The following is a 9,483-nucleotide window of genomic DNA, read 5'->3' on the forward strand; positions in this document are numbered from 1 at the left end:
AAGGTCACCGCGAACACCGTCATCGCGGGCAGGGCGACCCCGACCGTCGCCCCGACCACCAGCGCCGCCGCGGGCCACACCCGGTCCTCGCGCGGCGGGAACAGCGTCGCCCACGCGCAGCCGGCCGCGAACCACCACCGCTGCGCGCGGCCCGGCACCGCGTCGAGCTCGGCGCTCATCGCCGCGCCCCACTCGCGGCGATGCTCGGCCTGGAACGCGGTGACCGTGGCGAGCAACCGGTCCGGTCCGTCCGCGGTGGACGTCCTGGTCGGCGTGTCCCGGATCAGCAGCCGGGCCGCGAACACCCCCGGCGTGGTCATCGCGGCCCACCAGACCAGCATCACGGTCGCCTCAACGAACGTGCCGGGCTTGCTGCTGACGACCGCGACCAGCCAGACCGCGCTGAACGCCGCGGCCGCGACCACCGACAGGGCCCACTCACCCGCGCGCGTCATGTCCTCTCCAGCCGCCCGCGCACCCGTTCGGGCGCGCGGGAGGTCGCCGTCCCGAGGTCGGCGGCCAGGGTTCGGCTGGGACCGGTGAGCCGGTAGAGGTGCCGCGGCGGCCGGCCCGTGGGCGGGGCGCTCTCCCACGAGGTCTCGAGCAGCCCACGGTCCGCCAGACGCATGAGGATCGGGTACATCGAGCCGGCCTTGAGCCCGAGCTGCTGGCCCAGCTCGTAGCCGTACCGCCAGGTGGCGGGGTCCTCGGCCAGAGCCTCGAGCACCGCCACGGTCTGCGCCGACGGCTGTCTGGAGCGGGTCACGCGGATAACTCTGTATAGACAGAGTTATCCGGGCAATCACTCGGTGACGCCCGGGTCGCCGAGCGCGAGCTTGCCCGCGAAGTACAGCGTGGCCTCCGGGGTGAACGGGTGGTACGTGCCCGCCCGCACGTCGCGGTAGGCGCGTTCCAGCGGGTAGCGGCGGTAGAACGACCGCCCGCCGAGCACCTCCATCGCGACGTCGACGACCTCGATCGCGGAGGTGACCAGCTGGCGCTTGGCGAGCATCACCGTGTTCGCCGCCGCAGGGTTCGCCGGGTAGTCATCGCCCAGCTCGTCGATCGCGCCAAGCAGCGCCCACCACGAGCAACGAAGCTTCGCGTCCATGAGGCCGACCTGCCGGTGCACGCTGGGGAGCCTGGAGATCGGCACCGGGCCGCCGGAGACCGCGGCCACCGCCGCGTCCCGGGCGCCGGCCGCGATCCCGTGGTAGGTCGCTCCGACGACCGGCGCGAAGTGCACCACCGCGGCCATCAGCGGGCCGCCGAACTCGCCGTACGGTCGCCGACCGGTGATCTTGCCGGCCGGCACGAGGACGTCCTCCAGCACCACGTCGTGGCTGGCCGTGCCGCGCATGCCGAGCGTGTCCCAGGTCTCGACCACCCGGACCCCGGGCGCGGACAGCGGCACGCTGAAGTGCAGCACCTCGGCGTCCACACCCGGCTCGCCCAGCACCGCGCAGGTGGCGATCACCGTCGCGCCGGGGGACTGGCTGCAGAACGCCTTGCGCCCGCTGACCACGAACCCCTCGGTCGTGGGCACGGCGGTGGTCGTGGGCCACAGCCAGTCCGAACCGCCGCTGGTCGCGATCACGAGGCCCTCGTCGGCGATCCGGCGCAGCACCGCTTCCGCATCGGGTGCCCCGGTCCGGCGGCGGTAGACCTGCATCAGCGCCAGGTACTGGTGCATCGCCACGGCCAGCGCGGTCGCGCCGTCGTGACGGGCCAGCTCGGCCTGCGCGAAGCAGACCTGGCGAATCGTGGCGCCCAGCCCGCCGAGCTCCTCGGGTACGGCCAGGGCCAGGTAGCCGTGTTCACGCATCGCCGCGTAGGCCTCGGTCACGAACGTCGCGTCGCGGTCGTGCTCGGCCGCGTGCTCGGCGGCCACCGCGCCGATGCGGGCGGCCAGGCCGACGAACCGGTCGTCGGCCAACTCAGGCTTGGTTCTCTCGATCGTCGTCATGGCTCGACGCTAGAAACTCGGGAACCGGACAGGTAGTACAGAAACTGAACCCCGCGGGCGTAACGGACCCCGAGTGGCCGCGACCTCCAGACATGAGGACCTACGCCCAGTACTGCCCGATGGTGCGGGCCGTGGAGGTGCTCGGCGACCGGTGGACGCTGCTGATCGTGCGGGACATGCTCATCGGCGCGACCAGGTTCAACGAGATCTCCCGCGGCCTGCCCGGCCTGTCGCGGGCACTGCTGTCCCGGCGGTTGCGCCAGCTCGCCAACGCCGGCCTGGTGGAGCGCACCGAGGACGGCTACGCGCTGACCCGCGCCGGCAAGGACCTGCGCCCGCTCGTGTTCGGCCTCGCCGACTGGGGTGCGCGCTACGCGTTCGGCGAGCCGCGGCCCGAGGAGCTCGACCCGGAGCTGCTGATGTGGTGGATGCACGGCCGGGTCGACAGCAGCGGGATCGCCAAGCGCGCGGTGATCCAGGTCGAGATCGCCGACCGGCGGCGCACGTACTGGCTGGTGCTCGAGCCCGGCGACGCGTCGGTCTGCCACACCGACCCGGGCTTCGACATCGACGCCGTGCTGTCGGCGGACCTGGCGACGCTGTACCGGATGTGGCTCGGCGAGCTCGAGCTGCTCGACGCGGTCCGCGCCGGCACCATCGAGCTGACCGGTGCGCGCTGGGTGGTGCGCGGGCTGCCCGGCTGGATGCGGGCGAGCCCCGTCGCCGACACCGTGCGGGCCGCCCGGCGGGGCTGACGGCGGCCCCACGTCCACTGTGGCACCTTTGTACCGTGCGGATTCTGATCGTCGAGGACGAGGAACCCCTGGCCGACGCGGTCGCCAGGGGGTTGCGACGCGAGGGCATGGCGGTGGACATCGCGCTGGACGGCGACGAGGGCCACGAGAAGGCCACCGTCACGCGTTACGACGTGGTCGTGCTCGACCGCGACCTGCCGGGCATGTCCGGCGACGAGCTGTGCCGGGAGATCGTCGCGTCCGGGGCGCTCACCCGGGTGATCATGCTGACCGCCAGCGGATCGGTCGCCGACCGGGTCGAGGGCCTGTCCCTCGGCGCCGACGACTACCTCGCCAAGCCGTTCGCGTTCGACGAGCTGGTCGCGCGGGTCCGGGCGCTGGCCCGGCGGTCGACGCCGGTCACGCCGCCGGTGCTGCGCGCGGGCGACCTGGAGCTCGACCCGGCGCGCCGGACGGTCACCCGGTCGGGCCTGCCGGTCGAGCTGACCCGCAAGGAGTTCGGCGTGCTGGAGGTGCTGCTCGCCGCGGCCGGCTCGGTGGTGAGCAGCGAGGAGCTGCTGGAGCGCGTCTGGGACGAGCACGCCGACCCGTTCACCACGACGGTGCGGGTCACGGTGATGACGTTGCGCAAGAAGCTGGGAGAGCCCGGGATCATCGACACCGTCGTGGGGTCGGGGTACCGGGTGCCGACCTCCGCCGCGGATACCCCGGGGTGAGCGACGCGCGGCGCGGTCCCGGTCTGCGGGGCCGGATCACGCTGCTCGCCACCGCGCTGGTCGCCGTGGTCGCCGCGCTGCTGCTGTGGCTCGGCTGGATGCTGGTGGACACCGCGGTCACCGCGCCCACGCTGCCGGCCGGCACGACGATCGTGGTCGACGGCGTGCGGGTCAGGGCGGACCAGCTGGCCGAGGTGCTGCGCGACAACGCCCGCTCGCGCGTGCTGGTCGCCGGCTCGATCGCGTTCGTGTGCGTCCTCCTGGCCACCGCGCTGCTGGCGTGGACGTTCACCGGCCGGGTGCTCAAGCCGATCCGCGACGTCACCGGCACCGCGCGGCGGCTGTCCGCGGAGTCGCTGGGCGAGCGGATCTCCATCCGGGGCCCCCGCGACGAGGTGGCCGAGCTGGCCGACACGTTCGACGCGATGCTCGACCGGCTGCAGGCGACGTTCAGCGCGCAGCGCCAGTTCGTGGCCAACGCCTCGCACGAGCTGCGCACCCCGCTGTCGGTGATCCGCACCGAGCTGGACGTCACCCTCGCCGACCCGAACGCCGACGCGGACGAGCTGCGCCGCATGGCCGGCGTCGTGCGCAACGCGACGCTGCGGGCCGGCCACCTCGTCGAGGCGCTGCTGCTCCTCGCGCGCACGGACGGGCTGGGTCTCGGCGTGCTCGACCGGGTCGACCTGGCCCAGGTGGTCGAGGCGGCGTGGCGCCCCATCCGCGCCGACGCCGCCGACCGCCGGCTGAGGCCGGTGTTCCACCCGCTGCCCACATCGGCCGTCGGCGACCCGGCGCTGCTGGAGCGGGTGGCCGGCAACCTGCTGGAGAACGCCGTCCGGCACAACGTCGAGGGCGGCTGGATCGACGTCCGCACCGGCTGCACCCCCGACTGGGCGACGCTGCGGGTGAGCTCGTCGGGCACGGTGGTGGACCCCGAGCGGGTGGAGGAGCTGTTCGACTCGTTCCGCCGGGGCGGGGTCGACCGCACGGCGCACTCCGGGACCGGCCTGGGCCTGTCGATCGTCCGCGCGGTCGTGCGCGCCCACCACGGGACGGTCGGCGCGGAGGCCGTGCCGGGCGGCGGGTTGACCGTGACCGTGCACCTGCCGGCGGCCGGTCGGTAGGTGTCCCCGATGGTGGCGACCAGCCGGTCCGCGAGGTCGCCGGTCGGGAGCCGGTAGCCATCGCCCGCCCCGGGCTCGGTGGTGAGCGCGGTGAGCAGGACGTCGCGTCCCGCGGGTGCGGTCGCCGGGGCGGCGTAGCCGGCGCAGGCGATGACGTAGCCGACGGCCACGAGCGGGTAGCCGGTCGGCGCGTCGAACACCGCGGTCCGCAGCTGGGTGAGGTCCTCGGCGTCGGCCGCGTTCACCCCAGCCGGCCCTCGATGGTGAGCGGTCCCACGGCACGTGGATCATCGTCGGCGAGCGGCTCGAGCACGCGCCCGAAGCTACCGGGGTGGCCGCTCGGCCGGGGTCAGTTCACTCGGCCGACAGCCAAGCGAGCCGCGAGCGCCATCGCGTCCCGCGGCGCCGCGACCTTCGCGTCGTTGTCGAAGTACGCGTAGGTGTCGACCCCGTCGGCGGCCCAGCCGCGGATCCGTGCCGCCCACTCGTCGAGCGCCTCGTCGGGGTAGCCACTGGCGTACAGCTCGGTGCTGCCGTGCAGCCGGACGTAGGCGAAGCCGGTCGTCACGTGCTCCAGGTACGGCCAGCTCGCCGCCGCGTCCGCGATCACCACGGCGATGTCGTGGTCGCGCAGCAGGTCCAGGAACGCCGGGTCGGTGAAGCTCGGGTGCCGCACCTCCAGCGCGTGCCGCAGCGGGCGGTCCGTGTCGGCGACCGTCCACGCCCGGCCGGCCAGCCGCTCGTCGTGCCGGGTCGCCAGTGCCGCCGCCGCGGCGGTCGTGCGGGGGAGCATCGCGAAGAAGTCCGCGAGCAGCGCGGCGTCGAACGCGAGCGTCGGCGGCAGCTGCCACAGCACCGGCCCGAGCTTGGCGCGCAGGGCGAGCACCCCGGAGGCGAAGAAGTTGGCGAGCGGCCCGTCGACGTCCCGCAGCCGCTTCATGTGCGTGATGAACCGGCCGCCCTTGACCGCGAACACGAAGCCTTCCGGCGTCTGGTCGCGCCACGCCTCGTAGCTCGACGGCCGCTGCAGCGCGTAGAACGAGCCGTTGATCTCCACCGAGTCGACCTGGCCGGACAGGTACTCGAGCTCGCGGCGGTGCGCGAGCTTCGGCGGGTAGAACACCCCGCGCCACGGCGGGTACACCCAGCCCGACGTGCCGATCCGGACCCGGCCGGGCACGGTTCAGCCGGTGCCGTTGAGGGCGGTGGAGAGCTTGTCGACGGTCAGCGCGATCTGCCACTCCCGCGCACCGCCGGCCCGCAGCGCGTCGGCCACGGTGTCGGCCGACAGCCGCGCGGGCGGGCGCCAGCAGGTGCGCCGCACGAGGTCGGGCTGCAGGAGGTTCTCGATCGGCACCCGGTGCTCCTCGGCGATCGTCGCGAGCCCGGCCCGCGCCGCGGACAGCCGCGCGGCGGCCGCCGGGTCGCGGTCGGCCCAGCGGTTGGGCGGCGGCGGGCCGTCGTGCGGCGGGGACGGGTCGGGCAGCTCGCCCTTGGGCAGCTTGGCCGCCTCCCGGACCGCCCGCAGCCAGATGTCCACGATCCGCCGCTGCGACCGGCCGCGGAACACCGGCAGCGCCAGCAGGGCGGCCTCGTCCTCGGGGGACGTGACGGCCGCCTGCACGATCGAGCTGTCCGGCAGCACCCGGCCGGGCGCGATGTCGCGCTGCCGGGCCAGCGTGTCCCGGGCCTCCCACAGCGACCGGACCGCGGCGAGCCCGCGCGGGGTGCGGACGCGGTGGATGCCGGACGTGCGCCGCCACGGCTCGGCGCGCGGCGGCGGTGGCGGGGCGACCCGCAGCGCCTCGAACTCCTCGAGCGCCCACTCGAGCTTGCCCTGGGCGTCGAGCTCGGCCTCGAGCACGTCGCGCAGCGGCACGAGCAGCTCGACGTCGAGCGCGGCGTAGTCCAGCCAGTCCTGCGGCAGCGGCCGGCGCGACCAGTCGGCGGCGCCGTGGCCCTTCTCCAGCCGGTAGCCGAGCAGCAGCTCCACCAGCGTGCCGAGGGCGACCCGCTCGTACCCGGCGAGCCGGCCGGCCAGCTCGGTGTCGAACAGCCGCGCCGGGTGCAGGCCCAGCTCCGCGAGACAGGGGAGGTCCTGGGAGGCCGCGTGCAGCACCCACTCGGTGTCCGCGAGCGAGGCGATGAAGGAGTCGATGCGGTCGTTCAGTGCGACCGGGTCGAGCAGTACCGTGCCGGCGCCGTCGCGGCGCACCTGCACCAGGTATGCCCGTTGGGAGTAGCGGTAGCCGGAGGCTCTCTCGGTATCCACCGCGATCGGTCCCCGGCCAGCGGCCAGAGCGCCCGAGGCCTCCCGCAGCGCCTCGAACGAGGCGACCACGTCCGGTGTGCCGTCCACTGGTTGGGTCAGCAGTACCGGCTCAGGCCGTGCCTCCTCGTCAGTTTCCATCCCCGATTCGCCCACGGCGGATGACCATACGGGACGGGCGTCCTCGACGTGCGCCCAACGAGCGGTTATGCGGTTTCGAACACCGACGGATCGGGGAGCGCATATGCCCCGCGCCCCGATCCGCCGAGTGTCAGATCAGCGAATCACGCCGGCCCGCATGGCCAGCGCGACCATCTGTGCCCGGTCGCCGGTGCCCAACTTCCGGCCGATCCGCGAGAGGTGGCTCTTGACTGTCAAAGCCGACAGGTTGAGCCCCTCACCGATCTCTTTGTTGGACTGCCCGTCCGCGACGAGCTGGAGAACCTCGACCTCGCGAGCGGAAAGCTCGCGTGGGGTGTTGTCCGTGCCAGGGACCCGCGTGCCCGTGGCGAGGATGGGCGCGACGCTCGGGTCGGCGTAGACGCCGCCTTCGAGCACTCGCCTGACCCCGTCGGTCACGACCACCGGCGAGGCCGACTTCAGCAGGTAGGCCTGGGCCCCTGCTTGGAAGGCCGAACGCACGGCGTACGGATCGTCTGACGACGCCAGCACCACGATCCGGGGCCAACCATGGCCACGGAGCTCGGTCACCAGCTCTATACCACTGCCGTCAGGCAACCCGAGGTCAAGTATTGCCAGGTCGCACGGCCCAGTGGCCAACGCCCTCGCCCTCGCCTCGGCCACCGTGGCGGCCTCATGGACGGTGCCCGCACCCATCTGGGTCAACCGGGCAGCTATCGCCTCCCTCAACAGTGGATGGTCATCGACCACCAGCACCGAGAACAACTCTTCCCGCGGATGCGGGACCATGTTCGCCGGCAACACGCCGGCTGGCGTGGTTCGAACGGCCTGACCTAAGCCGACGGCAGCCACGTCACTACCTCCCTGGAGTCGGTCGTGCCCCCCGACCTACACCGGGACCTTCGGCCAAACAGCCGCGCCGCCATTGGACCGAAAGTGGTGTCGACGTCCGCAGCCTAGCCCCCCAAGCGGGTTAGCGGGATGATCAATTCGTTATCTATCCAATCGAGACATCACTCCGGCGTGCGGATGTAACACGATCGGGTGACTCTTCGTTGGTGACGTAACGGATAAGCGCCGGCACACGATGAAACGAGGTCGCGGTAGTGGCGAACGGGTATTTCGAGCGCGCTCGAACGTTGTTGAAGTCCAGCCCTCTCGTCGATGGGCACAACGACCTGCCGTGGGCACTGCGCATGGTGCCTGGTGTCGACACGTCCCGTTCGGACGGTTTCGGCGTCGATCTGACCCAGCCGCAGCCGTCGTTCCACACCGACCTCGGCCGACTCCGCGCCGGTGGCGTCGGGATGCAGTTCTGGTCGGTGTACGTCCCGTGTCGGCTGACCGGTGACTCTGCGGTCACCGCGGTCGTCCAGCAGTGCGAGCTCGTCCACACCCTGGCTGGTAAATATCCGGAGCATTTGCAAATCGTCTCGACGGCCGCCGAAGCCCGCGCGGCGTTCGCCGCGGGCCGGATTGCCTCGATGCTCGGGGCCGAAGGCGGACATTCCATCAACTCCTCCCTGGGAGTGCTGCGCGCGCTGTACCGGCTCGGGGTGCGGTACATGACGCTGACGCACAACGAGAACGTGCCGTGGGCCGACTCGGCCACCGACGAGCCGGCGGTCGGCGGCCTGACCGACTTCGGCCGCGAGGTCGTCGCGGAAATGAACTCACTCGGAATGCTGGTGGACCTGTCGCACGTGGCCGCGACGACGATGCGCGACGCACTCGACGCGAGCCGCGCTCCGGTGATCTTCAGCCATTCCTCGTGCCGGGCCGTCACCGATCACCCGCGCAACGTCCCGGACGACGTGCTGACCCGGCTCGCCGGGAACGGCGGTGTCTGCATGGTGACGTTCGTGCCGTACTTCGTGTCGGACTCCTTGGTCGAGTGGGACAAGGCCATCCAGGACGCGATGACCGCCGCCGGCAAGGACCATCGCGACGTGGCGGAGCGCCACCGGTTCCAGACCGGGTGGTCCGGCCCGCCGCAGCCGCCGGTGGGGATCGCCGAGGTGGTGGCCCACGTGGAACACGCCCGCGAGGTGGCGGGCGTCGACCACATCGGCCTGGGCGGCGACTACGACGGCGTGGGCTTCCTGCCGACCGGCCTGGAGGACGTGAGCGGCTACCCGGCCCTGTTCGCCGCCCTGCTGGAGCGGGGCTGGAGCGAGGAGGACTGCGCCAAGCTCGCGGGCGAGAACGTGCTCCGTGCCCTGGCCGCGGCGGAGGAGGTGGCCGCCGCGAGCTGACCCGCGGCTCGTCAGAGCGGGTCAGCCGGGCTGGGGTAAGGAGCTCTCATCAGGGCGAAGTAGTACTCGGCCTTGCTCGTTCTGTAGAGCTGGTACCAGGCCTCCAACGCCTTCGAGGACACCACGTCCAGCCGGGTCAGCACGTGCCGGGCGAAGTCGAGCGGGGCCGTGCCGGAAGCGGTGATCAGGTCGCCGTCGGTGACCGCCGCCTCGTCCACGTAGTGGTCCGCGCCCCGGTAGCTCGGGCAGAGCTG

Annotated in this window: 10 protein-coding genes and 1 pseudogene; 4 read left to right on the forward strand and 7 right to left on the reverse strand. The window is 72.7% G+C overall.

Going from position 1 to position 9,483, the window contains the following annotated elements:
- The 3 genes from GEV28_RS40230 to GEV28_RS40240 all read right to left on the reverse strand — a co-directional run.
- Positions 1-455, reverse strand: a 455-nt coding sequence (locus GEV28_RS40230; RefSeq protein ID WP_291419310.1) for a hypothetical protein, incomplete at its 3' end; no start/stop codon positions are given.
- Positions 452-766: a PadR family transcriptional regulator gene (locus GEV28_RS40235; protein ID WP_291419312.1), complete on the reverse strand. Its 315-nt coding sequence runs from the start codon at positions 764-766 to the stop codon at positions 452-454. The genes GEV28_RS40230 and GEV28_RS40235, both read right to left, overlap by 4 nt.
- 36 nt (positions 767-802) lie before the next feature.
- Positions 803-1,966 (reverse strand): acyl-CoA dehydrogenase family protein, encoded by a 1,164-nt coding sequence (locus GEV28_RS40240; RefSeq protein WP_291419314.1) that lies wholly within the window; start codon positions 1,964-1,966, stop codon positions 803-805.
- Between the two features lie 92 nt (positions 1,967-2,058).
- Here GEV28_RS40240 and GEV28_RS40245 point away from each other — a divergent pair, with 92 nt between their 5' ends.
- The 3 genes from GEV28_RS40245 to GEV28_RS40255 are packed head-to-tail and all read left to right on the forward strand — an operon-like array spanning position 2,059 to position 4,564.
- Positions 2,059-2,721, forward strand: a complete 663-nt coding sequence (locus GEV28_RS40245) for a helix-turn-helix domain-containing protein (protein WP_291419316.1) — start codon at positions 2,059-2,061, stop codon at positions 2,719-2,721.
- A 35-nt stretch (positions 2,722-2,756) separates the two neighbouring features.
- Positions 2,757-3,437 carry a response regulator transcription factor gene (locus tag GEV28_RS40250; protein ID WP_291419317.1) on the forward strand — a complete coding sequence of 227 codons (681 nt, stop codon included), beginning with the start codon at positions 2,757-2,759 and terminating at the stop codon, positions 3,435-3,437.
- A complete protein-coding gene (locus tag GEV28_RS40255; RefSeq protein WP_291419319.1) occupies positions 3,434-4,564 on the forward strand; it encodes a HAMP domain-containing sensor histidine kinase in 1,131 nt (376 codons plus the stop codon). Before GEV28_RS40250 ends, GEV28_RS40255 begins: the two co-directional genes overlap by 4 nt.
- Positions 4,565-4,913: 349 nt before the next feature.
- Here the strand turns inward: GEV28_RS40255 and GEV28_RS40260 are convergent, their stop codons facing one another.
- From GEV28_RS40260 to GEV28_RS40270, 3 genes are all read right to left on the reverse strand, one after another.
- The gene (locus GEV28_RS40260) at positions 4,914-5,744 is read right to left on the reverse strand and encodes a DUF72 domain-containing protein (protein ID WP_291419321.1); all 831 of its coding nucleotides are present in this window, start codon (positions 5,742-5,744) and stop codon (positions 4,914-4,916) included.
- Positions 5,745-5,747: 3 nt separating this feature from the next.
- On the reverse strand, positions 5,748-6,974 hold the full coding sequence (locus GEV28_RS40265; protein ID WP_291419323.1) for a ribonuclease D: 1,227 nt from the start codon (positions 6,972-6,974) through the stop codon (positions 5,748-5,750).
- Positions 6,975-7,109: 135 nt separating this feature from the next.
- A complete protein-coding gene (locus tag GEV28_RS40270) occupies positions 7,110-7,826 on the reverse strand; it encodes a response regulator transcription factor (RefSeq protein ID WP_260191334.1) in 717 nt (238 codons plus the stop codon).
- 290 nt (positions 7,827-8,116) lie between these two features.
- Between GEV28_RS40270 and GEV28_RS40275 the strand changes: the two genes are divergently transcribed.
- Positions 8,117-9,229 carry a dipeptidase gene (locus tag GEV28_RS40275; protein WP_291419328.1) on the forward strand — a complete coding sequence of 371 codons (1,113 nt, stop codon included), beginning with the start codon at positions 8,117-8,119 and terminating at the stop codon, positions 9,227-9,229.
- 11 nt (positions 9,230-9,240) lie between these two features.
- On the opposite strand, the pseudogene GEV28_RS40280 reads toward GEV28_RS40275, so the two are convergent.
- Positions 9,241-9,483 (reverse strand): annotated as a pseudogene (locus GEV28_RS40280) (hypothetical protein); the annotation flags it as partial.

This window comes from Actinophytocola sp., from assembly GCF_009379765.1.
In the GTDB taxonomy this organism is placed as follows: Bacteria; Actinomycetota; Actinomycetes; order Mycobacteriales; family Pseudonocardiaceae; genus Actinophytocola.